The organism is Chitinivibrionales bacterium, assembly GCA_035516255.1.
Taxonomy (GTDB): domain Bacteria; phylum Fibrobacterota; class Chitinivibrionia; order Chitinivibrionales; family FEN-1185; genus FEN-1185.
In genome coordinates, this window is the sequence record DATJAL010000029.1 from 83,036 (window position 1) to 108,946 (window position 25,911).

The 25,911-nt window shown below is 59.4% G+C and carries 13 protein-coding genes; 6 read left to right on the forward strand and 7 right to left on the reverse strand.

Features of this window, described 5'->3' with window-relative positions; all coding sequences use genetic code 11:
* The first annotated feature begins 247 nt into the window (after positions 1-247).
* Positions 248-9,895 carry a fibro-slime domain-containing protein gene (locus VLX68_08700; GenBank protein ID HUI92311.1) on the forward strand — a complete coding sequence of 3,216 codons (9,648 nt, stop codon included), beginning with the start codon at positions 248-250 and terminating at the stop codon, positions 9,893-9,895.
* A gap of 586 nt (positions 9,896-10,481) precedes the next feature.
* Here the strand turns inward: VLX68_08700 and VLX68_08705 are convergent.
* The 5 genes from VLX68_08705 to VLX68_08725 all read right to left on the reverse strand — a co-directional run bounded on the left by VLX68_08705 (position 10,482) and on the right by VLX68_08725 (position 17,131).
* Positions 10,482-11,723, reverse strand: coding sequence for a CNNM domain-containing protein (locus VLX68_08705; GenBank protein HUI92312.1), 1,242 nt, complete (start codon positions 11,721-11,723; stop codon positions 10,482-10,484).
* A gap of 531 nt (positions 11,724-12,254) precedes the next feature.
* Entirely contained in the window at positions 12,255-14,219 is a 1,965-nt protein-coding gene (locus VLX68_08710) for a glycosyl hydrolase family 28-related protein (GenBank protein HUI92313.1), read from the reverse strand.
* Positions 14,220-14,234: 15 nt separating this feature from the next.
* Positions 14,235-14,963, reverse strand: coding sequence for a GDSL-type esterase/lipase family protein (locus tag VLX68_08715; GenBank protein HUI92314.1), 729 nt, complete (start codon positions 14,961-14,963; stop codon positions 14,235-14,237).
* A 222-nt stretch (positions 14,964-15,185) separates the two neighbouring features.
* Positions 15,186-16,187 carry a TRAP transporter substrate-binding protein DctP gene (gene dctP, locus VLX68_08720; GenBank protein ID HUI92315.1) on the reverse strand — a complete coding sequence of 334 codons (1,002 nt, stop codon included), beginning with the start codon at positions 16,185-16,187 and terminating at the stop codon, positions 15,186-15,188.
* Positions 16,184-17,131, reverse strand: coding sequence for a TRAP transporter TatT component family protein (locus VLX68_08725; GenBank protein HUI92316.1), 948 nt, complete (start codon positions 17,129-17,131; stop codon positions 16,184-16,186). Before VLX68_08725 ends, dctP begins: the two co-directional genes overlap by 4 nt.
* Positions 17,132-17,404: 273 nt before the next feature.
* On the opposite strand from VLX68_08725, the gene VLX68_08730 reads away from it, so the two are divergent.
* The 4 genes from VLX68_08730 (at position 17,405) to VLX68_08745 (ending at position 20,743) form a co-directional block, all read left to right on the forward strand.
* On the forward strand, positions 17,405-17,923 hold the full coding sequence (locus tag VLX68_08730; GenBank protein HUI92317.1) for an adenine phosphoribosyltransferase: 519 nt from the start codon (positions 17,405-17,407) through the stop codon (positions 17,921-17,923).
* Positions 17,924-18,068: 145 nt separating this feature from the next.
* Complete coding sequence (locus tag VLX68_08735) at positions 18,069-18,524, forward strand: hypothetical protein (protein HUI92318.1); 456 nt, start codon at positions 18,069-18,071, stop codon at positions 18,522-18,524.
* Between the two features lie 15 nt (positions 18,525-18,539).
* Positions 18,540-19,928, forward strand: coding sequence for an asparagine--tRNA ligase (gene asnS / locus VLX68_08740; protein HUI92319.1), 1,389 nt, complete (start codon positions 18,540-18,542; stop codon positions 19,926-19,928).
* Between the two features lie 152 nt (positions 19,929-20,080).
* A complete protein-coding gene (locus tag VLX68_08745; GenBank protein ID HUI92320.1) occupies positions 20,081-20,743 on the forward strand; it encodes a methyltransferase domain-containing protein in 663 nt (220 codons plus the stop codon).
* Positions 20,744-21,247: 504 nt separating this feature from the next.
* Here the strand turns inward: VLX68_08745 and VLX68_08750 are convergent.
* Entirely contained in the window at positions 21,248-22,123 is an 876-nt protein-coding gene (locus VLX68_08750; protein ID HUI92321.1) for a lysophospholipid acyltransferase family protein, read from the reverse strand.
* Positions 22,124-22,731: 608 nt separating this feature from the next.
* Here VLX68_08750 and VLX68_08755 point away from each other — a divergent pair.
* Positions 22,732-23,715 (forward strand): hypothetical protein, encoded by a 984-nt coding sequence (locus tag VLX68_08755; GenBank protein ID HUI92322.1) that lies wholly within the window; start codon positions 22,732-22,734, stop codon positions 23,713-23,715.
* A 79-nt stretch (positions 23,716-23,794) separates the two neighbouring features.
* Here VLX68_08755 and VLX68_08760 read toward each other — a convergent pair whose 3' ends face one another.
* Entirely contained in the window at positions 23,795-25,564 is a 1,770-nt protein-coding gene (locus VLX68_08760; protein HUI92323.1) for a LamG-like jellyroll fold domain-containing protein, read from the reverse strand.
* Positions 25,565-25,911 lie beyond the last annotated feature (347 nt).

Consider the following 25,911-nt stretch of genomic DNA (forward strand, 5'->3'; position numbering starts at 1 on the left):
TTCCCCCTGGGATGCGGCCGGGTACCGACGGTTGCAAGATTCACGCATCCGCTGGGCGCACCCGCGGAGATCGGTTTGATTGCTGATTAAAAATTCCCCTCTCCGATTCGGAAAGGGGCCGCCCGGAGGGCCGGGGTGAGGTCAAAGGAAAAAAGAAAAATCATGCGAAATACCGTTTACGTTGCAACTTTGTCACTCTGATACTCTGTTGCTATTTTTAATACTTTTTTGCCGAAGGGGATTACGAATGAGAAGAAGTTTTGGAATTTCCGCGATAGCCGTGGGTGCGGTGCTGGCATGGTTCACAATTGCGAATGCGCAAACGTATCCGGCGACGATGACGATACCGGTTACGTTTTTCGATTTTCATTCGGATGGATCATGCCCTGACTTTAATCCCGGGTGCGATCCCGGAGGCTCACGAAATCAACTTCCGTTTCTGAAGCTGGTTGCCGACACACTCGATAGCGATGGTCTGCCGGTGCGCGGAGACTCACTTCTATTCAGCTATTACGTTAACAAATGGTTCCGGCCTTGGCCGCAAAGCAATTATGGACAGGGAAGTGACTTCATGCGGCCGACGTATGGAGTGGGCGGTACTCCGGCGGCCTATGGTAAGACCGCTACGGTGGCAACTTATGATAAAGACACCTCTTACAAAAATATTGAAATAGACACCTCGCTTATCTTCACTTATGTTGCAAATTCTGACGGTCAATATCAAATAACAAGTGCGAATTATTTTCCGCTTAACGGAAAAGGTTTCGGAATTGATCCGAACACAAAGAATTGGGATTACTTTCATTTTAACAACGGTCTGGTGTGGAACGCCGATTATATAAATCCGACAACATTCCCTAACAATTACTCGTTTTCAATGCACCTCAATAGGAAATTTATTCTCAGGGCAGGGCTTACTTTCAATTTCAAGGGTGACGATGACGTTTGGGTATTCATCAATGGACATCTTGTTCTTGACCTCGGCGGAATGCACAACAATACTACAGGCGGTTTCAATCTTGACAATTGGTTTGCGCCTTTGCATCTTCAACTCGGGCAACCAGCTACTATCGATGTTTTCTACTGCGAACGCCAGGCAACGGGCTCCAACATCCAGATTACCACCAACCTCCTCAACGTTCCCTATATCGACCTGACCGTGACGCCGAAGCAAGATACGATTTCCGCGGGTGACTCCATTGTGATGCACGGCCACGTGGTTGACGAGCTCGGCCTCATAAACACCCATTCCGACACCGCAATGAAATGGAGGATAGAGGACGCAATCACCCACCAGACCACGGGCTTCAGGGAATATCTGAACAAAAGCTACCCGCCCTACACGGATTCCCTCAACGTTTTCCACGCGGTTGACGCATACCACTGGTACAACATCATCGTCTGGGTCGACCAGGTGCTCGGTCTCGGTGTGCTTGCCGACACCATTCATGTTTTCATCAGACCCAGCACGGCCAACCATCTCGTGATCGAAGCGAGCCCTAATCAGAGCGCCAGTCCCAACGCGGACGCGCCGCTGGGAACCATAACGATCCCCGGCAATGTCCTACACGACTCGGTCTACGCCGTATTGCGCGACAGGTTCGGAAACTTCGTGGGCCCCGCCGCGTCCCTTTCGCCGTGGACGTACGATCCAGCCTATGTGACCGCCACGACGGTCAACGCGCCGCTGGGCGAGGGCGACATCATGCGGAACACCAGCAACAACGGCACCACCACGGTCACGGCGCATCAGGGTTCAATGTCCGGTTCGGTGCAGGTGATCCTGTCCAATGTGTCGTATTCAAAGGTCATCATCACCGGCAGCAAGACCGCCACCACCGACATCGGTTCCATTTCGCTCCGCACCGACCAGAGCACTACGCTCTGGGCAAAGGCGCTCCGCGCCGACGGCAGCGGCATCTGGGACACGGTGCAGGCGCAATGGGGCGCCAGCCCGTACCTTAAATTCAGCGTGCCCCCGCCGTACGGATTTTCATGGGGCTTTCAGCCTGACACCGCCGCGTCGGGCAAGATTTTTATTTCCATGGGATCGCTGCGCGACACGATCAGCGCGGTTTTCAGCGTTGGCCTTCCCGCGAGCATGGCACTATATCCCAATTCCGGTGCGCCGGGCCAGGGTGGTAATAATGTTTATGGCCCGTCGGCAAACGCAACGGCGGGACAGCCGTTCCCGCTGTATGCCAAGATTTTCTCGAGCAACAGCGAATGGCTGAGCGCCAATGAGGGCGCGGGCGTTTCCGGATTTACCTGGACCTTGACAGATGCGCAGGGTAATCCCACCACGGCGGGAGCGATCACCTCGAACGGGTCCATCGCCTCGTTCACCGGCACGGTTTCCGGCAAGGCGGTGAAGGTGACCGCGACCTACGGCGCCATGAGCAAATCAATCCTGATCGCCATTCTGCCCGGGGCCGCGGCCAAACTCGTGATCGAGCCCGACGCCACGGGCGGCAGCGCGTATCCCAACGACCCGACCGGCGCCCACCGCGCGGGCACCGTCACCATCCTGGGAACTTCCACGAGCATTTCCGTGTACGCGGTGCTGCGCGACCAGTACGGCAACTTTGCCGGGTTTTCCGATCCGACAACTTGGACCAGCAGAGACCCGACCACGGTGCGTGACTCCGCGGGCAATGCGGCGATAGGCGAGGGAGTCTGCATCCGCAACGCCGCATCAGGCCAGACCTACATTGTGGCGCAGGACGGGACAAATCCATCCCTGCACGACAGCGTGCTCGTGGTGCTGAGCAGCATCTCCTACACGGCGCTGCGGATCGTGGTGCGTGATTCCACCAAGATTTCCGTCCTTTCCATGACCATAGACCAGGACACCACGCTCAAGGTGCAGGGCCTGCGCTCGGACGGCGCGGGCTGGGACTACGTGCCGGCGCAATGGTTGATTTCAGGCACATTTGTCAATCCGCCCGGAGCGCCCGGCGCGGCCTCGAGCTGGCACGTGTATCCGCAGGACACCGGCAACGGGTGGATCAAGGTGAGCATGGGCGGCGCGCTCCCCGACTCGGTGCGCACGCAGTTCGGGCCCGGCGCGCCCAAATACATCGTTCTCTATCCGGCCGCGGGCGCGCCCGGACCGGGCAACACCGCGTATTTCGACCCGACGTACGCCTATTCCGACATCGCGGGCCAGGCCTTCCCCGTGGTGGCCAAGGTGTTTGACAAAGCGGGAATCTGGCTCAGCTCTTACGAGACCGGCACCTCGCCCGTCGCGTGGAGCGTGTACGAATTCCCGTCCAACCATGCCACGCCCACCGGGAGCCTGAGCCTCGGCGCGGGGTACAGCACCTCATTTACGGGGCAGAAGGCCCAGAACGCGGTGTACGTGATCGCCGCGTTCACCGCAAGCGGCGGCACGTTCCGCGATTCAATACAGGTGCGCGTGGCGGCCGGAGCGGCCACGCACCTCACCATCGAGGCGGCGTGGGACTCCACGACGAGCCCCAACGCCGACAACCGCCTCGGGTCGGTCCCCTTTACCACCACGATGCTGCGGGACACGGTGTACGCCGTTTTGCGCGACGCGTTCGGTAATTTCGCGGGCCGCGCCACGGCCGCGTCCTGGACAAGCAGGAATACCGCGGTGGCGACGGCCTCCATGATCAACGCGGCCATGGGCCAGGGCCAGATCGTGCGGCAGGCGCAGAACGCCGCGAACACCTACGTGGTGGCGGCGCAGGGGGGCATGAGCGATTCGGTGCAGGTGATACTCCCGAACGTCGGGTATTCGCAGATCCAGATCGCGGTGCGGGACTCGTTTACCATAGACACGCTCCACATGCGCACCGACCAGGACACCACGCTGTTCGCCCGCGGCCTCCGCGGCGACGGCAGCGGCATCTGGGACGCCGTGCTGGTGCAGTGGTCGGCCAGCGCGGGCCTTGCGTTCAACAATACGCCGCCGTCGAACACGAAGTGGTCGTTCATGCCCACCACCGCGACATCGGGGAAAATCTACATCACCCTCGGCGCGCTCGGCGATTCCATCGTTGTCTTATTTGACAAGGGCCTGCCCAAGGCCATGGCGCTGTACCCGGCCGCCGGACAGCCCAACACGGTGGGCAACGCCGCGTACGCGCCCGCGGTGAACGCGGTCGCCGGAACACCGCTGCCGCTCTTCGCGAAGCTGTTCTCCCAGAGCGGCGAGTGGCTCAACTCCTACGAGCGCTCCGACGCGCCCATCACCTGGACGGTGCGCGAGCTGTCGGGCGGGACCAACTCCGGATCGCTTGACAAAAGCACAGGATCGTCCGCGAATTTCACGGGCGTCAAGGCCTACCAGACCGTGCTCGTGACCGCGACTTTCATGCAAAACGGCATGGTCATCATGGACTCGGTCGCAATCACCATCCAGCCCGGCGCGGCGGCGCGGCTCGTGATCGAGCCCGATGCCACGGCGCCCACGGCCTATCCCTACGACCCGACCGGCGTGCACCGCGCCGGCCAGGTGACCATCGCGGGAACGGCGCAGAACCTGTCGGTGTTCGCGGTCCTGCGCGACAACCTCGGCAACTTCGTCGCCTTCTCGAACCCCACCGCCTGGACCTCCCGCGACGCCGCGACCGTGGGCGTTTCGGCGGGCAACGCGGCGCAGGGCGAGGGGGTACTGCACCGCAACGTCCAGACCGGCCAGGCGTGGGTGGTCGCGCAGGGCCAGGGCTTCACCGACAGCGTGCTGGTCATTCTGAGCACCGTGTATTACACCGCGCTGCGCATCGTGGTGCGCGACTCGACGAAGATAACGAATGTGCTTATGTCAATAGACCAGGACACCGTGATCAAGGTGCAGGGCCTGCGCTCCGACGGCGGGGGCTGGGAAAACACGGCCGCCGCGTGGACCGTGTCGGGCAGCCTGGGAGGCGCCGTCGCGCTCCCCGGCACCGCGGTCTCGTGGCAGATCGTGCCGTCCGACTCCGGATCGGGGTGGGTAAAGGCGAGCCTTGCCTCCGCCACGCCCGATTCCATATTGCTGCAGATCACGCCCGGCGCGCCGCGCACCGTGGTGCTCTATCCGCTCGACGGCCCGCCCGGCGGCGCCAACACGCCGTATCCCGGCCCTTCCTTCGTGCTCGCGGACTCCGCGGGCCGCGGCATGCAGCTGGTGGCCAAGGTGTTTGACAAAGCGGGAATATGGCTTTCGGGCTACGAGCGCAGCACCGCGCCGGTCGCCTGGACCGTGATAGAGCTTCCCGGCAACCTCTCGCTGCCCACGGGCGGCCTGAGCCTCAGCGCCGGGTACAAGACCGTGTACACGCCCACCAAGGCGGGGAATTCGGTGTACGTGGTCGCGTCGTTCAGCGAAGCGGGCGTTTCGTGCGCCGACACCGTCGCCTTGCGCGTAACGCCCGGACCGGTGCAGCACATGGTGATCGAGGCCAGCCCTGATTCAACGGTGAGCCCCAACGCCGACAAGCGCCTCGGCTCGGTCACGTTCACCAGCAGCATGCTCAAGGACAGCGTGTACGCCGTGCTGCGCGACCAGTTCGGCAACTTCGTGAGCCACGCCACGGCGGCGTTGTGGCTGAGCCGCGACACGCTCGTCGCCACCGCGACCGGAGCCCGCGCCGCGCTCGGCGAAGGCGAGATAACGCGCCACTCGATCAGCAACACCTCGACCTGGGTCGTCGCCGCGCAGGGGTCCTGGATCGACTCGGTGCAGGTGATCCTCTCCAACGTGACGTATTCGCAGATCCAGATCGTGGTGCGCGGCAGCGTGCGGATCGACACGCTGCAGATGCGCACCGACCAGGACACGACGCTGTCGGCCATCGGCCTGCGGTCGGACGGCAGCGGCATCTGGGACGACATCCAGGCGACGTGGGGGAACACGTCGGGGCTGTCGTTCAACAACGTGGCGCCGCCGAGCGCCACGTCGTGGACGTTCTCGCCCGTAAACCCGGCAACGGGGAAGATCTTCATCGTGTGGGGGAGCGGAAGCCAGCAGGTGAGCGACACCGTCACCGCGATATTCTCCTACGGCAATCCCGTCTCGATGGCGCTGTACCCGGCGCCGGGCGCGCCGGACGCCAGCACGAACATGGCGTATCCCGCCACCGTCACGGTGGCCGCGGGCACGCCGCTGCCGCTTGTGGCCAAGCTCTTCACGCAGGGCGGGCAGTGGCTCTCCGGCTACGAGCGTTCCGACGCGCCGTTTGCCTGGACCATCACCGAGCTTTCGGGCGCCACCGCGTCGGGCACGCTTGACAAATACACCGGGTTCTCGGCGACGTTCACCGGGTTCAAGGCCTACCAGACGGTGCGGGTGACGGCCACATTTACAGAAGGGAACATCACCCTCACGAAGGCGATCGCCGTCACCATCACGCCCGGCCCCTCCGCCATGCTCGTGATCGAGCCCGACACCACGGGCAGGACCTCGTCGCCCAACGCGCCGGATCGCGCTGGCCAGGTCTCCATCATGGGCACCGACACCACGCTGGACGTGTTCGCGGTGCTGCGCGACCGGTACGGCAACTTCGTCGGCTTCTCCAATCCCACGACATGGCTGAGCCGCGACACCACGCAGGTGGCGGCAAAAAACGGCGATCCCGCCTTGGGCACGGGCATCATGGTGCGCAGGACCAATACGGGCCAGGCAATCGTGGTCGCCAAAGACGGCAAGACCCCGGCCTTCACCGACAGCGTGCTCGTGATTCTCTCCAACGTCAGCTACACGGCGCTGCGCATCGTGGTGGGCGACTCGACCAAGATTACGTCGCTCGCGCTGGCGATCGAACGCGACACTACCCTGCGCGTGCAGGGGCTGCGCTCCGACGGCCAGGGCTGGGAATACGTGCCGGCCGGCTGGGCCATCACAAGCGGGCTCACCACCGTGCTCGCGCCGCCCGGCGCCGCCAACAGCTGGGACGTGTCGCCCACCGACACGGGCAGCGGCATCATCAGGGTGAGGCTCGGCTCGGCAAAGCCGGATTCGATACGGGTGCAGTTCACCACGGGCACGGCGCGGTCCATCGTGCTGTATCCCGCCGCCGGCGATCCCGCAAACCAGCAGCCGTATCCGGGCGTGAACCAGGCCGTGATCGATTCGGCGGGCATCGCCCTGCCGGTGTACGTCAAGGTGTTTGACAAAGCGGGAAACTGGCTCGCGTCGTACGAATCGGCGTCATCGCCGGTCACCTGGTCCGTCGTCGAGCAGCCGGCCAACACCGACGTTCCCACGGGCAGCTTTACTCCCGCGAACGGCTACGTCACCGTGTACGTGCCCACGCGGGCGAACAACACGGTCCTGCTCATCGCCCTGTTCCAGCAGAACGGCCAGTCGTATGCCGACACCATGAAGGTGGCCGTGGTGGCCGGAAGGCCCAACCATCTCGTGCTGGAGAACGATCCGCGCATGGAGGCGAGCCCGCACAAGGACAATCCGGACACGCTCGTGCAGATCCCGAGCTCGGTGAAATACGGGTTCGTGTACGCCGTGATCCGCGACCTGTACGGGAACTACATCCAGGCGTCGCAGCATACCGCGTGGACCAGCCTCGACACCGCGGTGGTGACCGTGGCCGACGGCCAGAAGAGCCAGGGCGAGGGCGTGATCGCGCGCGCCGTGTCCGCGCCGCGGGACCGCGCCCAGGTGATCGCCGCGAGCCTCGACTATCCGGGACTGCGCGACACCACCACGGCCCTCGTGCTGCAGTACTACTACGTGGCATTGCGGATCGTGACCGGCGGCGGGCCGGCGCCCATCACGGGCCTTGTCATGAACACGAACCAGGACACCACGCTGATGGTGCAGGGACAGCGGTCAACGGATTCGGTGTGGGAATACGTGTCGGCGAAATGGGAAAGCTCGCCCGGCCTGAGCATCGTGCCGGCCGCGCCGGCCACCGCCCAGAGCTGGACATTCTCTCCTGACAAGCCCGACACCGCGGGCGGCACCATACGGGTGACGCTCGGCGGCGACACCGTCACCACGAAGCCCGGTTTCATCACGGTGAAGTTCCTGGTCGGGCCGCCCGTGTCCATGGAGCTTTCGATCCTCACGCCGCCGGCGCAGCGCATCGTGGGCGACACCATGGTCGCCGTGGTGCGTGTCATGAACAAGGACGGCCTCGTGCCCGGGACGTGGTGCGGCACCGTGACCTATCAGAACGCGCTGGGCAGGGGCGGCGCCTCGCGCCCGGCGCCCGTCGTCATCGGCGACACCACGGTGACCATGGGATCGGACCTCGGGGAATGCTTCCGGGACGGACTTGACACAATAAGATTCGTGCTGTACTACGCCCCGCCGGCGGACCAGGACAGCCTGGAAAAGATCACGGCCGCCATGGCCGGCCTGAGCGCCTCGTCGGACGCCTTCACCCTGCACCCCGGAGCGCTGTCCAGCATCGCGCTCGAGGACTTCAACGGCAGGGACCTCGACTCGGTCCATCTGGATTATCCCAACGGCTCAAAGCTCATCATCGCGATGGGGTACGACCGTTTCGGCAACCAGGTGGGCGAGGAGGCCAGCGACTGGACGGTCAACGGCACGCTGCACGCCGTCGACGGCGGCACCGGCGTGGCGCGCGTGTTCTACACCGCCGGCAGCGTGAAGAACGACGAGAGCGGCTTCATCTTCGCGGCCGACACGGCGCCGACCGGGATGAAGCTGCTTGACAGCGTGCGCGTCACCATCACGGGCCCGGCCACGCGCCTCGTCAGCGCTGTGACGCAGGACGTCAACGGCGACGGCTACCTCGACCACATCGTTTTGTATTTTGACAAGAACGTCACCTGGCCCGACTCCGGCGTGTCCTTCACGTTCTCCGGGACCTATCAGGACCCGGTGACCGGCGAGAAGGTGACGTATTTGCTCACCGTCGACAGCGTGACGTCGAAAAACGGGACCGCGACCGATTCGGTGTTCGTGGTGAGCCTGGTGGAGCCGAAGAGCGGCGACCCGCTCGCCCGGTACCCGCAGACCGGCTGGACGCCGTCGATCACCGTCACCGGGCTCGCCGGCGTTTCGCCCATTGTCAACGTGCAGGCGGCCGACGGCGCGGGCCCGGTGATCTGGGCGGTGACCAAGACCATCGGCAGCCCCGGCTCGCACACGCAGGACAAGGTGACCGTGACGTTCTCAGAGCCCATCGGCACCGACGGCAACAATTTCAACACCAGCCTCCTGCCCTCGGGCGTGATCCGGGTGTGGGAGGACTCGGTGCTCGCCAGCGGCAAGGACACGCTCATCGAGGTAACCACCATGCTCAACGGGATATCCAGTTTCTTCCGCGTCGATTCGGGCGTCTCGGTGGAGTTCTACATGACAAACGGCAATGACCTCACCGCCAAGTACTGGCTGAGCCTCGCCTCCGATTCCGTGGGCAAGAGCCTGTCGGACCGGGCCGCGAGCGGCCAGGTGAACGCGCCCGCCGCGAACAACCGGCGCGTTGAAGTGGTGGTGCAAAGCCTGCCGGTCAAAGAGATCAAGAGCGTGCCGAGCCCGACGTCGCCCACGTTCGTCCGCGAGCGGCCCGGCGTGCTCAACCTCATGTACCAGCCGCGCGCCCGGGACTGGGTGCGCCAGGACGGCGCCGGCGCGGTGCTCACGTTCACCATTGTTCCGGCGGCGAACCAGACCATCACCGCGAAGCTCGCCATCTTCGACGTGATCGGGAACCTGGTGACGTCGGCGGACAGCTCGAATTCGACCGCCGGGATCGTACCGCCCGGGTGGGTGGTGTCGTCGTCGAGCACTTACGACTTCGACATTTACTGGAACTGCTCCAACAGCCGCGGCATGAGATGCGCGCCCGGCGTGTACCGCACCATCCTGATGCTCAAGTACACGGATACCGTGAAAAAGACATCTACGTATTCCACGCTCCAGGGCACGGTGGGGATAGCGGGGGGGAGGTAAGGTTTATTAGTTTAATTTGTCAATATTAAGGTTTTTGGTGGGGGAAGTCTCCCCCTGGGGTGCGGCTTCCGCCGCCAACGCATATCATTAAATTTTATTGCAGGGACACGGCATACCGTGTCCCTTTTTATTTCCAAATAAACAATGTTGAAACAGGGCGTTGGCGGCGGCGATCCGCACCCACACCCCCTCCTTGGCGCCGGAGTCCTGTGGTTTGCGGAAACCCGGGTGGCTCGCAGTCCGCCGGCGGCAGGTCAAGCTTTACACGGCGGAAGAAGAGAATAGTATATCGGCAAAGGATAGATGCGCGTATTGTTAATCAATAATCATTCTTTTAACCCCTCCGCCTCCGGCGGTCTTCACCTTGATAAGCGGGAAGTGTTTGCTAAAGATCTTTGTATTTAAATTGATTAGAGAGGTGCGGCTTAAACTTAGTGCCGCGCGTTAGGGGCGACTGCAGGCCGCTGCTGGAGCGCGGTGCTGCCCGGACCCCGCCGCGTTTCGCGGCCTCGGGCCGTGGCAGCCCGAGCCGGAGGCGAGACCGGAAGGAGAACCGACCCGGCCGTAGGCCGGGGAACGTCCAATTTTATTTTTCATCTTCTTTCTTTTTACACTCTATTATCACCTCATGAATCTTCGACCTCCTCACCTTCGCGATCACGAATTCGTAATTCGCCGTTGAAATGCGGACGTTTCTTGCGACCGCCTTTTTCGACTGGCCGCGGATCCACGCGTCGACCGTGGCGGGCTCGTCCGGAAAATCGGCGCACACCTTGAGTCTGAGCTCGCTCATGGGGGTGGCGCCGCCAGCGAGATAGCGGCCCTCGGGAAGGGCGCGCACGAACCGGGGGAGAATGTCGAACTCGTCCTGGATCTCTCCGAACACCTCCTCGATGATGTCCTCGAGCGTGACCAGCCCGCTCACCTTTCCGGCAGCGTCGCGCGCGACCGCGATGTGGTGGTGGCCGAGTATCAGTTTGTTAAGCACGGCGGAGGCGTTCTCGGCCTCGTCCACCGAGAGCATGGGCCGCATGATGCCGCGCAGCGACGGGTCCTTGGGGTTGATGTGCAGGGCGATCACGATGTCCTTGAAGTTGACATAGCCCACGATGCGGTCCATATCGCCGCCCTCCACGATGGGGTAGCGGGTGTGGTAGTGCAGGTGCGCGGCGATGAGCGCGTCGGTAAGCGACATGGTGTCGGAGAGGTACTTTATCTGGTCGCGCTTCATCATGATGTCGGCCACCTTGGACCGCGACAGGCCGATGCTCCGCATCACGAGCCGCGCCTGTTCTTTACTTATGAGATTGTTGAGCGCCGCGAACCTGGTGAGCACATTGATGTCGCCGAGCGCGTCCGCCGCCGTTTCCCTGCGCCTTCCGGTAAAGGGCCGGGTGAGGAACTGGGTGACCCAGACCACCGGCGTCATCCCGATCACCACGGTTTTTATCGGTATCCCGAACCACATGGCGACGAATTTGTTGTATTGGTAGCCGAGCGTTTTCGGCAGGATCTCGGACCACAGGATGATCATCAGGGAGAAGACGATCGAAAACAGCCAGACCCATTTGACGCCGTACAGGTCGCTGAACATGGTGCCGCACAGCGCCGCGCCCACGGTGTTCGCGAACGTGTTGATGATGAGGATGGTGGCGATGGGCTTCTGGATGTTGTCGCGGAAATCCCTCCAGATGGAGCCGATGAGCTGGCGCTTCTCGGAGATCTTGGCGATGTCGGCCAGCGACAGGCTCATGAGGCACGCTTCGAGGAGCGAGCAGAAGAACGAGGCCGACATGGTGATGACGACGGTGATGATGAGCAGGGTCACGGATGCTCCTTTATCATTCTTTTCCGGATGAATTAATGAAGGTTTAGCAAGAATGAAAATATAGTTAATGTTGCGTTGATTTTCTTTTATTTGGTGGGGGAAGCCGCATTGAAAATCCATTGATTCATGTTTGTTTTCACCAAGATTTTTTGTGGGGGAGGTTTCCCCCTCGCTGCGGCCCGGCCGTGCTCCAAAATTTATCACCTATTCCGTATCCGTAAAGCACGCCCGGTCCTCCGCCACCCCCTCCTGGGTGCGGCCGGGTACCGGCGGTCACAAGATCCATTCATTTGTTGGGCGCACCCGCGAACGGCGGTTGTTTAGGGAGAATGACAGATAGGCGGAAAATCATGCGGAAAAGACAGGATGATGTTTCGCGCCAGTGCGGACCGTAGGGTGGGCCAGAGCGAATTGTTACTTCGTTCCGTGAAGTAAGATAGTTGCGCTTCGCGCATTTTATCATGCCGTTTGCCTCATGCCAGCTCCTAGAAAGAACTGCGATTCTGCGGGGCATTTAAATCTTTTTAACATTTATTTTATCACGACTCGCTTTACCGTTTGCCAAGTACCATCGCCCGATATTCTCCAGATATATACTCCCGCCCGCAACCCGCCCTCATGCAGTGCAAAAGACCTGTTCATGCCGTCGAGGCTTCCCGAATAGGCCAGCATGCACCGTCCCGAAACATCGTACAGCCTGCCGATTACCTTTTTGTCAAACAGCGGGCCGCGTGCCGTGCCTTGGATGACCGCCGCCGCGCACGATGTGCCGTCATAGCGGAGCTTTGCGGGGATGTCGTTTGCCTGGCCCGTGACGTCCGGGCCGATCGGCGGCCAGGGAATGTTGTCGCACCACCAGGACGGCTTTGAGGCGTAATACATTGAATTTGTCAAGGCATGGTCTGCGCCGCCTTCCCAGAACGCAACGCCGTTGGTCTTGTAATCAAAGTTGCCGTGGTTCAGGGACGTGGCGTCCGTGCTCGGAATGGTTCCGCTCGCGCCGCCGTAACTGTACACCATGGGTGCGGTTGGGCTCGCGTATGAATTGAATCCCCGCAGTGTCGCGGCCGGCCAGGCAGTGTGCATGCCAGTGACGCCCAGCACGTTGCCGACAAAGCTGTAATAGGTGTTCAGGGGATAAACGTCAACGGCGACGTAGCCGTCGGCCGGGGGAAAACCCGGGACGCCCGCACCGGTTTCGTCGCCCCACAGCCAGTTCCTGAAGAACACGAAATGCGACGACGTTCCCCAGAAGTTGTCGGCCGCGATGTGGGAGATGATGTTCCCCTCGAAAAGGTTCATGTACGGGTGCGCGCCGTGCGAGGTCCGTGCGGAGCCGAGATATGTCAGGTCGTCGGTGAAATTGTCGTCCATGTAGTTGTACAGCACCGCCGTTCCCGACCCGCCGCCCTGGTACACGATACTGTGGCGGTTATGGCGCATGACGTTGTTCTCCACCTTGTGATCGCTGTTTACAAACTGGAAATACACGCCGTAATTGGCGCCGCTCGCCGACGACCTGCCGTCGTGGAGGGAGCACTCGCGCACCTCGCAGCCGTACGAAAAGTCAAGCTCGATGTGCGCGGAGCCGCTCGAACTGCCGGTGTTGAAGGTCTCCACGTTCTTCACCCAGCAGAACAGCGCGCCCTGCAGGGTGACGAGCTGGCCCGCGCCCCGGTCGGCGACGCCCGACACCTTGAAATCCTCGAAGCCGGCGTTTTTCGTGGGAAACGTATACTTGCGGTATTGGGGATTGGTGAACAGGGTGTAATACAGCGGCCTGCTCATGAAGATCGACGAACCGTTTTTGGCGTTCACCCGCACGATCTGCTGCATCAGGTGATAGCCGGTGTTGTCCGCGCACCAGGTGCAGTGGCCGTCCGCGCCGTTGGCGGTCACCAGGGTCGAGTCATCATCGGAAAAAACGGAAATCCAGTCTCCGGCGTTTACCGTGCCTGAAGCAACGGCGAGCACCGTGTCGCCTTTTTTCGGCGCGCCGGCGAGCAGGTACCCGGGCGAATGCGCACCGTACGAGGTGGCCGGGTCAAGATGCACCGAGGTCGAAAAGTTCTGGGTTGTCAACCAACCGTTTGCGCCGAGATTGATGAACGTCTTGTCCGGCCCGGCGCCGCGCAGCGCCACGCTGCTCCTGAGCCGCACCGTGCCGTTCACGTAATAAGTGCCCGCCGGAAGATACACCGCGGTGTTGTCAGCGGCGGAATTAATGCAGGCCTGGATCGCAGGGCCGTCGTCGGTAACGCCGTCACCGGCAAGGCCGGTGCAGTTGACAGAAGGGTAAACAGGGAGAATGCCGTTGTTCCACAGGTCGGATCCGGCGACCCAGTGGATCCGGCGGCAGCCTGCGGGGCAGGAGTTCGGGTCGTCGGGGAGGGAATAATAGGCGAAGGCGTGGGAGGGAATGCAAAGAATTATCGCCGACATAAAAGATGATACGAAGTAAAAGGAGATAAAAAAGATATTTTGCCTTGCCGACATGAAATCCTCCCGTGTTTACTTTCCCGGCGATTGATCCTTTGTCAACTCCTCCGTCAAATGCCCATACGCCTTTTCATTCATGTGTATGCCGTCATCCGAGAGTTTTTCCGATTTGATTTTCGGAAGGAGTATGCTGTAAGCATCCAGCAGCCGCACCTTATATTGGCCTGCGAGCCGACGGATCCCGTCGTTGATCTTCGTCTGGCAGCCGTCTATCTCCGGCCGGTAAAGAACGCGGTACATCAACGGCAGTTTGAACGCCGGCGGAATGGTGGCCAGCACGATCTCGTCAAAATGCCCCTGATGATTTTTGATGATCCCCTCTATTGACAAAAGGCATTGCTCGACGATGGCGTCCCTCCGCTCGAGATTGGTGCTTATGCTCTTGACGTCATTGCCGCCGGCAAAGATGATCAGCATTGCTCCCGAGAGTGAATCGCGGTAACGGTCGGACCGCAGGCGTATCTGCACCGAGGTCTGGCTCGGAATGCCGAGGTTGAGCACGTCGCCGCCGGGGTATCTCCAGTTCCATGCGTGAGAGTCGCCGAGAAGCACAACGGCATGATGGCCCTTGGCAATTGCGTCGAGGTTCCATGCCTGCCCGCCGATGGGGTCCAAACGCGAATCGTTGTATTTGTCAAGTGCCGTAACGGCGATGTGATAGCCGTAGAAATTGGCGGCAAGGGAGAAGAGAAGGACGAAGGAGAGACCGGTGATGAGGAGGGGGAGAGGTTTGAGTTTCATGGTTTAAATAATATTCCGTGTAAATGGTTCGGCATTACGATAAATTCATCCAAATCAACATGGGGATATTGTTCCGCCAACCATTGCCATTTTTCCCGGACGATATTTCCGTTTTGATTCAGGAATAATTTTCCGTTGATTATTTCATATCCGGGTAAACGAATGGAATGGCGATGATGGATTGAAGGATTAAACGGCATCGTTTGCAGAAAATGAGAAATATTATTTCCCTTTTTTCGCCCTGTATTCCTCCGAATATTTTCTCACCGCGTCAAGCAGCCCCTTGTCGATGTTCTTGAGGTAGCCCTTTTCAAACCCGCCCTGCACCGCGGCGCGCCACGCGTCTTCGGCCGCTTGGGGCACGGGGTTCACCGCGAGGCCGTATTTCTTCATGACCGTGACCGCCTCGTCGTCGGCCTTGAGGATGTCGGCCTGCATGTCCGCGCCCACCTTCTGCGCGGCGGAGTCGAGCCTGGCGGCGAGGGCAGGGTCGAGCTTGGCCCACGCGTTTGCGCTCACCACGATGCCGCCGATGAGCGGCGCCCATTTCATGGCGCACATGTTCTTGGCGATGCCGAACCACTGGTACGACGCGGCCGACAGCGCGGTGGCCGAGAACGCGTCGATCATTCCGCTTTGCAAAGAGGTCATGATGTCGGGGGGCGTGAGCGGGACAACGTGGAACCCGCTTTCCTTCCACACCATCACCGCGTCCGGGTCGCCGCTCCACACGAACATCTTCTGCGCCTTGAGGTCGTCGGGCGTCACCACCGGGTTGCGCGAGAAGAAGTGCACCCAGCCCACGAACGACCAGATCAGGACCTTGAACCCGCGCTTTTCGAGCTCCGCGGCGAACACGGGTTTCATTTTGTCAAGAACGTAGTCGAGCTCATCGTTGCCGCGGATGAAGAGCGGGAGCTGCACCGTGATGATCTCGGGAAAGATGCGGCTGAGGCCGATGCCGGTGAGGCCCGCGGCGTTGAGCTGGCCGATGCGCATCTTGCGGATCATGTCCGCCTCGTCGCCCGCGATGCCGCCGGGGTAGATCCGCAGCTCGACGGCGCCGAAGGAGATTTTTTCCCATTCGGCGCCGAGCCGCTGCAGGCCCTTGTCCCAGGGCGAGCCGCCGGGCGCGAGGCTGCCGAGCTTGATAGTGACGCTCGCGGCGGAAGCCGAGAAAAGGCACGCCGAGAAAAAGGCGCAGCAGAGCATCCGGGCGTTCATTTGGTTGTGTCTCCTTCCGCGGGCAGGAAAAAGGCGTCGGTGTGATCGAGCAGCCAATGCGCCTTCTGTATGTTCAGAATGTTGAGGAGCCTGTTGCCGGGACACTTGTTCACGTCGACCTTGAGCGCGGTTTCGACAAGGGACTTGAACTCCGCCAGGTTCTGGTTCTTGACGCATACCGTGGTCGCGAGCGCGATATAGGGGCTCGATTTGCATCCCTTGGAATACGCCACCGCCTTGTTGAAATGTTCACGCGCCTTTTCCTCGCTGCCGCCCATCGCCGCGGGCATGGCGCCGTAATAGGTGATGAAGAACTCATGCGCCGCGCCTTCGCTGTATCCGTCGTTGAGTTCCAAAACTTTATTGGCGAGCGCGACCGCCTTTGGGATGTCGACCATCAGGCTCACGTCGCCCTTGTCCGCCGTGAACGCGGCCATCCACGCCATGCCGAGCCAGTACAGGTACGACGTGTCGCGCGCCGAGATGCCGTGGAACGCGTCGGCGAAATCGTTCTTGTCAAGGTATTCCATGAAATGCGGGTGGCGCAGCGTGATCGCCCTGAGGATGTAATCCCTTCCCCGCAGGTAGAGCCTCTTCGCCCGCTGGAGCATTTCGTTCTTGGTGTCGAGGTCGGTGTACGTCAATTGCTCGGCAGGCACCTGGACAAACGCGTACGCGTACATGCACAGCGATTTTCCCGTGGCAAGGAGCAGGGGACGGTTGTTGGGCGAGCTGGCAACCAGGGATTCGTAGAGTTTTATGGCGAACGGCATCGCGTCGCCCACCAGTCCAGGATCGTCGTCGCCCGAGAACACGGCGGCACCGCTCTCCTTTGACAAGGCCCCGGCCATCAGGTTGACCGTCGTGGTCTTCACGCAGCCGGAGATCAGGAGCGCAAGGATGATGAAAAGCCAGGGGAAAATATTTTTTGATGACCATCTCATAATGTTAATCGCTTTAGCGTATTGATTCCCGGCTTTAACTCAGGGTGAAACTTCTCGCACCGATAACATTTATCGCTTTATTTAGTATATAATATATAAAAAAATCCGCCAATTTCTCTAAGGTCTCAATATAATTTTTCCACCCATCAATCAGCCTAAACTTTATGATCCGTCGGCAGCCGTCCTTGTAGAATCAAGTCTCAAAACGTATATTTTTCCAACCATCAATGTAAAAACAATCCGATAAAACCGTTCGCAAGCCAAGGAGACCGCATGAACCTCGACAAGGCCATCCGCAAGGTAGCCGATTTTCCCAAACCCGGCGTTTTGTTCTACGACGTGACGAGCATCTTCATCAACCCGAAGGCGTTCCGCTACGTGGTGCGTGAAATGCTGAAGGCGTATGAAACAACGGCGGTGGACGGGGTGATCGCCATCGAAAGCCGGGGGTTCCTCCTCGGGTCGTGCTTCGCGCTCAAGCGCAAGGTGCCGCTCGTGCTCGCCAGGAAAAAGGGCAAGCTGCCGGGCAAGACGGTCGAGGAAAGCTATTCGCTGGAATACGGACAGGCCACGCTGCAGATGCACGAGGAAGACCTGAAACCGGGCAAATGGCTCATCATCGACGATCTGATCGCCACCGGCGGCACGCTCGCCGCGGTCGCGAACATGGTGAAGCGCCAGGGCGGGGAGGTGGCCGGCATGTTCGGCGTGATCGGGCTTCCGTTCCTCAAGTACGCGGAGAAAATCGGGCAGTATAATCCAAAAACGCTGATCAATTATTCGGGCGAATAAAATTATAACGATAAAACGCCGCTTGTCATTGCGAGCCCAGCGAAGCAATCTCGCGTTGAGGCAATTAAGATAGGGAGATTGCTTCGCCGCTTCGCTTCTCGCAATGGCGCTTCTAGGGTGATACATATCCTGAGGAACAATAACCATGCGGCTGCGACTTTTCAAAGAGCCGTTCCCGGAGCCTTTTTCCAAGGGGAAAACAAGGCTTTTGTTCGAAATGGCCGCGGATGAAAACGCGCCCGGCATTGACAAAAAGGATTTCTATTTGTATGTCTGGATACAGGACCTTAAAAGGGTCGCGGGATTCCAGGCGGTGCTCAACGAGGAAATCACCGCAGAGTACCGGCCCGAATCGCCGCTTGCGTTCACGCGCGTCTCAAAAAGGCCGATAACCCGCGCGCTGCGGGAGCGGCTCACGCAAAAGGAGCGCACGGCATTCCTGGGCTTCATGAAAGACATGGAATGCCCGGTGTTCACGCACCTGGTGCGCCGCATTGAATCCGTGATCCACGGCGACCCTGCAACGGCGGTGGAATTGACTCAGGAAGAAACGGCGACGCTCAAGGACCTGGTTCTTCTCTCGGCCGGCAAGCAACAATAACGAGGCGCTTTTTCAATGATTGACACGAGGATACGGGATATACTTGAATCCGCCAAGCCTGGTGCCGTCGCGTGCGTGGCCGGCTGGGTCCGAACGAAGCGCGACGCAAAGGGCTTCTCGTTCGTCGAGGTCAACGACGGGTCGTGCCTCGCGTCGCTGCAGGTGATCGCGGAAGGTTCGCTGCCGAATTACCAATCCGAAATCGTGAAGTTGACAACCGGCAGCGCCATCGCGTGCGAAGGCGCTCTCGTCGAGTCGCCGGGCAAGTGGCAGAAATACGAGCTCCGCGCGTCAAAGGTCACGGTGTTCAGCATCGCGCCCCCTGATTTTCCGCTCCAGAAAAAGCGCCACAGCTTCGAGTTCCTGCGCGAAATAGGGCATCTGCGGCCGCGCACCAACACCATGGGCGCGGTGGCGCGGCTGCGCAGCTCGCTTTCGCTGGCGGTGCACGACTTTTTCCGCGGGCGCAACTTCGCGTACGTGCACACGCCCATCATCTCCGCGAGCGACTGCGAGGGCGCGGGTGAGATGTTCCGGGTCACGGTGCTTCCGCTTGAAAACGTGCCGCGCGATGAAAAGGGCGGCGTGGATTATGCAAAGGACTTTTTCGGAAAAAAGGCCAGCCTCACGGTGAGCGGCCAGCTCGAGGCGGAAATTTACGCGCTCGCGCTGGGCCGCGTGTACACGTTCGGCCCCACGTTCCGGGCCGAAAATTCAAACACGCCGCGCCACCTCGCCGAATTCTGGATGGTGGAGCCCGAGGCGGCGTTCTTCACGCTCGAAGACGACATGCAACTGGCGGAGGATTTCGTTAAGCATTTGGTGCGCCACGCGCTTGACCACGATAAGGCCGACCTTGAATTTTTCAACCAGCGCATCGAGCCGGCGCTTCTTTCTTCGCTTGACACAATAGCAAACACGCCGTTTGAGCGCGTGTCGTATTCCGATGCGATCGGCATCCTGGAAAAGGCGAACGACTCGTTTGAGTTCAAGGTGCGATGGGGAAGCGACATCCAGTCGGAGCACGAGCGGTATCTCACCGAAAAGGCGTTCGGAAAACCGGTGATTGTGTACGATTACCCGAAAGCCATCAAGGCGTTTTACATGAAGCAGAACGACGACGGCACAACCGTGCGGGCCATGGACGTGCTCGTGCCGCGCATCGGCGAGCTCATCGGCGGCAGCGAGCGCGAGGACCGCTATGACGTTCTGCGGGCGAGCATTTTCGGGCTCGGCCTCAACGAAAAGGACTACTGGTGGTACCTTGACTTGCGGAAATACGGCGGCGCCCCGCACGCCGGCTTCGGCCTCGGGTTCGAGCGCCTGATGCTCCTGCTCACCGGCCTGCAGAACATCCGCGAGGTGATCCCGTTCCCGCGTTGGCCGGGCAATGCCGAGTTTTGAAATTGCGGACATCGGATTGATGATTGCGGATTGAAAAAGCAAAGCAGGAATTAAACTATTAACTCTTCACTCTTAACTCTTAACTGTTCACTCTCTTCTTCTTTGTGTCTCTGCGGCGATGTTCTCTTTAATGAGTAATGTGGAATAACCTCATGGCCAGAGGCCGTCACCCCACCCGCATCCGCATCGCGCCTCCCGACGAGCAGACCGCCGCGAAGTACCTTCGCTTCTGGCGCGGCATAGACCTTCACCATGAGCCGCAGCGCTTTCCGGGCCTGACGTCGCCGGAAATGTTCGGCAACGGCAATCCGCTCGAAATAGATTTCGGCTGCGGCACCGGCGCGCTGCTATGCGAACGGGCGCAACGGTTTCCCAATGTCAACTTCATAGGCATAGACAAATCGCAAAAACCGCTGTTCTGCGCCGTGCGGCAGGCCGCCGCCGCCGATGCGGGCAACGTCACGTTCATCCGCGGGGATTTCGGCGCCATGCTGGCGCTGCTTCGCCGGGACACGGTTTCGCGGGCCTATTACCTGTTCCCCAATCCGCCTGACGATTACGATAACAAACGCGCCAACGGACGGCGGCGTCGTTTTCTGGAGGCCGCTTATAATTCCTTGACAGCAGGCGGCCAGTTTTATTTCGCCACGGACTCTGAACGGTTTTTTCAGAACATGAAGGATATCGTAAAAATTGATCTGAAGTTCCAAATGGTCGGCCTTGAATTCAATGAGGAGGAGATAAGCTCGAAATACCTGCACCTGTGGAGGGAAAAGGGAAGGGTGGTGATGGGATTGACGGTGGAGAAGAAATGAATTGTTTGGTGGGGGAAGTGCCCCTGGCCCCCGGCTTCCGGCACACTCCTAATTGTCAAACATAATGCAGTAAGGAATGCGCCGGTGATCCGTCCGGCGCCGCGCGGGACTCTTTTGCGCCGGTACCTTTGTGATTCGCGGATGCCCTCACCCCGCCCTCTCCCGAAAACGGGAGAGGGAGAAAATACGGCGTGAAGATCATTATAGGTGGCTGGCGAGACTGGGGAGCAACGCGGACTATTATTATATGGAAGAAGAAAACAATTATAATCTTTACAGATAAAAGACGAGGCGCTATAGCATTAAACGCGGAACGGCAAAGATAAATGTGCAAATTGACTTATGCGCAGCGTTAGGCGGACCGGAGGGCGAGCGGGAGCGAATTGTCATTTCATTCCCTGAGGCAAGGTAATTGCGCTTCGCGCTTTTTATTATGCCGTTTGCCTCATGCCGGCCCCCAAATCGCCCGGCCCTAGGCCGGGGAACGACCAGATTGTTATCGTTTCACAAATATGATATTGTATCTTTGAACCTTCTATGAAACCATCCGAAATAATGCTCCGGATATTTCATGATCCATCCCGAAATCACGTCGTTGTGCGCCTTTTGCGCTGCCGCGATGAATTCATCCTCGCTGTCGCGTGAAACCGTGATTTCGGGGCACGCCTCTATCTTCACATGGTAGGTGCCGTCGTGCTGCAGGATCGCGTAGGGAAGAACCACGCCGCAGCCGGTCTTGCACTGCATGCCCGCCATGGTGCGGTAGGTCCTGGCGGGTTTGCCGAGAAACGGGACGACCGTGCCCTGGTCTCCGGCGTACTGATCGATGAGCATGGCAAGAATGCCGTTCTGCTTGAGCACGGTGAGCATCTTCCGGAGCGCACCCGCCGCGTAGAACAGGGTCACGTTTGTTTCTTTCCTTTTTTCATGCATCCATTTTTCAACGAGCGTATTGTGGAGGCGGCCGGAGAAAACGTTCAGCTCCTTATAGCGCGACCCGAACATGGCGGCCAGGAGCTCCCAATTGCCGAAATGGGCGAGCACGGCGATTACGCCTTTGCCCCGCGCCAGGGCGGAATCCACGAGCTCGATGTTCTCGACTGTAAAGGCCGGGGGTTTTTTGCCTATGCGCAGCAATTCCACGCCGTATTTGCCCATGTTCCTGTAAAGGGCTTTCACCATGGCGGGCCTGCCCGACTCCTTGAACAGCCCAACGTGATCGAGGTTGCAGTCAACGATTTTGCGGTAAAAACCGGAATAGTATAATGCAAGGCCGCCGACGCCGCCGAGCCACAGCGTCACCCGCCGCGGCAGCATGCCAGCGATGATTTCGATGGTCCTGAGGCCGACGTATTCGAGGACGTGGGAGAATCGTTTCATTATATTTCTTTTTTCAGGATGATTTTTTATTGGATGAAAATTATTTGAAAAGATATGCCGGTGTAATGAAAATAAATGAATGATTTATATTGAGAGGTTAATTAAAGTATAGTTGATATTGATTGAGCGGGGGAAGTCTCCCCCTGGCCCCCGGCTTCCGGCGTACTCCCAATACAAAGCTATACTATGTAAAGGAGTGCGCCGGCGATCCGGGGGCACACCCCCTCTTTGGCGCCGGAGTCCTACGGTATGCGGAAACCCGGGTGGCTACCGACCCATCTGTGGCGGGTCGAGCTTTACACGGCGGAAGAAGAGAATAGTATATCGGCATAGTGCCATTTGCGAATCCTGTCATGTCCCTGGAATTATAGCTCAGAAGAAGTGTTATCTTTTTTCGCAAGCGTCAATATAAGATATGGAAGAGCTCTTATGCCATGCGTTAGGCAGGACTGGAGGCCGCGCTGGAGCGCGGTGCTGCCCGGCCCTCGCCGTCAGGCTTATGGGGGCCGTGGCAGCCCGAGCCGATAGGCGAGACCGGAAGGACGGCCGACCCCGCGAAGCCGGGGAACGCCCGACTTGACTTATTATAACATGAAAAGAGAATAATCATGAAATGCATCGTCATGTTCTCTGGCGGGCTCGACAGCACCATTGCCGTGCACCTGATGCAGCGGCAGGGGCTCGACGCCCTCGCCCTGCATTTTATCCTGCCGTTTTACTCGGGGTTCGCTCTCGGCCACGAGGGAATCAAGAAACGCGCGGCGGCGCTCGGCGTGCCGCTGCGCATCGAGGAGGAGGGCGAGGAATACCTTGCCATGTTCAAGACACGCAGCTACGGGTTCGGGAAAAACGTCAACCCGTGCCTTGACTGCCGCATACACCGCCTTGAAAAGGCGAAGCGCATCATGGAGGAGACCGGCGCGTCATTTGTCGCCACCGGCGAGGTGGTGGGCCAGCGGCCCATGTCGCAGCGAAGGGACTGCCTTGACATAATAGAAAAGAAGACGGGCCTCAGGGGGCTCCTTGTGCGGCCGCTGTGCGCGCGGCTCCTGCGGCCCACCGTTCCCGAAGAGCAAGGATGGGTGAAGCGCGGCGAGCTGCTCGATTTTTCGGGCAGGGGCCGCAAGGGCCAGATGGCCTATGCCGCGCGGTTCGGGCTCAGCTATCCCATGCCCGCGGGCGGCTGCATCCTCACCAACGGCCGCACCGCCGAGCGTTACGCCGATCTTGCCGCCGATACGCCCGATTTTTCACTCAACGATTTCAAGCTGCTGGCCTGGGGCCGGCATTTTCGCCTGGGCCCGTCGCTCAGGTTCATCGTGGCCAGGGACGACGGCGAAAACGGCATTTTGGAAAAACTTGTTCTGCCGGCGGACGGGTTGGTGCTCATGAGAGATGTTCTGGGCCCGCTCGGGGTCCTTCGCGGAACATTCAGCGAAGACCAGGCCCGGCTTGCCTGCTCGATCTTCGCGAAGTACACGCGGGCGCGCGGCGGCGCCGCCGCCGCGGTGGAATTGACAAGCGGCGGTGTGAAAACGGTGTACGAGGTCGCGCCGGCAAGCGAGGAACTATGCGGGAAATACAGGATATGAGATTCCTGCAGTGATAACAAATTCCAGGTTCCACATTCCCGACGTAAATTATTGACTTTGGAACATGGAACCTTTAATCTTATTTCAGCAGCACCTTCCCCTTGGTGAGCCTGTTCGCTTCATTGATTTCAACAATGTACAGCCCCGCCGGAAGGCATTTGTCAAGCAGTATCATCCCGCTGCCGGTAGCATTGACGCTTCCCTCGTACAAGCATTTCCCGGAGATGGAATAGATCCTCACGTCGGGCTGGCCGGTAAATGCCCTGTCCTGAATGATCCGGATGCGGCTCCCGTCGCTTAAAATCCTCAGAGGGCCCGCCGCGGCTTTCGCATTCTGCATCACTTCAACGGGCGCAATCACAAAGCTGTCAGCGGGGCTGAAAAGCTGGTAGTTCCTTCCGCAGCTCACGTGCCAGAACCATGTTCCCTGCGTCATATCGACGAGGGGCGCGTAAAAGGTGTCGGGGACGGGAACGGTGGTGTAATTCTGCGTAAAGTTGCGGTCTGAGGCGGCTTCGATCCGGTAGCCGCCGGCGTTGGCCACCGGGTGCCACAAAAACGTCGGCCTTTTGGTCGAAAGGGTCGCGCCGTTGAACCGGATGAGGAATGGAATCGTATCGGGCATGATCTGGAACGTGTCGACGGTTGACCATTTGTCAACGAGGTCCGATTTCACCCGCCAGTAAATGGTGCTTATGGGAAAATCCGTTTGCGCAACATAGTGCGTGTCGGGCATGGGCGACAGCAATACCAAATTGGTGAAAAGGCCGTTGGTTGCCGCCTCCAGGGTGTAGGTGGTCGCGCCTGCAACGGGATGCCATGCGAGTGCGGGTCTTCGCTCCTGGGTGACCTTGGGCTCATAGGGGATGAGCAACGGGACCCTCGGGTCCTGGATGACGAACGAACCGATTTCCGAGTAATACATCGTGGAGTCGTTTATGCCGGCGATCACCTGCCAGTAGATCGTGTCGACGGGAAGGTCGATGGGAACCTGGTAGGTCGTGTCGAGCAGCGGCGTTTTCAGGCACGGCTTGGCGAACAGACGCGTGGTGTCAACCTGGACCGTGTAGGCCGCGGCCTGCGGCACTGTGTGCCAGGACAGCGCGGGCCTGCGGTTGGTGGTCGGGCTCGGCACGGGGATGAGAATGGGACTGGAATATGGCGGAAAATTGTACAGGCCAGTTATCTCTGACTGTGACAGCGCACGATTGAAAATAATGACTTCGTCGATCGCGCCCTGGAAATAGTACGTATTGTCAGGCTTCCGTCCGATAATGAGCGGGCCCGTGGAAGAGAGCACCGGTCCATATGCCGCAACCTGTTCCGGCTGCAGCACGCCGTTGAGATAGGCGCGCAGCGTCGTGCCGTCCCATGTGCCTGCCACGTGGCTCCATTTGTTCAACGGAATAAGCTGGCTGCAATTGGTGTTGTTCTGGCCGTTGCTATTCCAGACGCAAAAGTAAATTCCGCCGTTCATCGCCATTCCAAGGCACCAAGTGTTCTCGCTTTGGGTTGAATTGGACATGCCGACGATCCGGTACCACATGCTTCCTTTTTCCGGCTTTATCCATGCAGAAACACTCAGCTGGTTGGTGATCGTGAGCGAATTGCTGTTGGGGACCGAAACGTAATCGTTGACGCCGTCACAATACAGCGCATTGCCGGAATAGCCGGCGACCCAGGCCGGGCCTCCATATGCGGAGCCGTTGTTTCCATTGCCGCTGTAGTCGTTGCAATTGTTGTCGAGGGGATAATAGGCTATGGTTCCGGCCGGCAGCGAATAGGTATTAAGTGCGAGGGCGTAACAAAAGAGAAAAAAAGCCTGAAAGAAGAAGGAACGGTGATTCATGCGATCCCCCTTTAATAATGGTGAAATGGCTTTAATATTATCTATTGTTAATATAAAGATATCTTTGACAAATTGCAAGACTTATGTATTTAAATGAAGGGCGGTTTAAGCACTTGAAATGCCATGAAAAAATGAGGTTTGTTTGGTGGCAGGCCTCACCCCGCCCGCCCCTTTCAGAATCGGAGAGGGAAATGCGCTTTGGACTTATCATTCATACGGGGCGCATAGAGTTATAAATATCACGTCCCTACGGGCTTAAAAAATTCATGGACAATAACTTTAATCAGTCAATCTAAGCAAAGTGCTGCGATCATTGATAAAAGGCCTTCTAACCTGATGCTCTTACA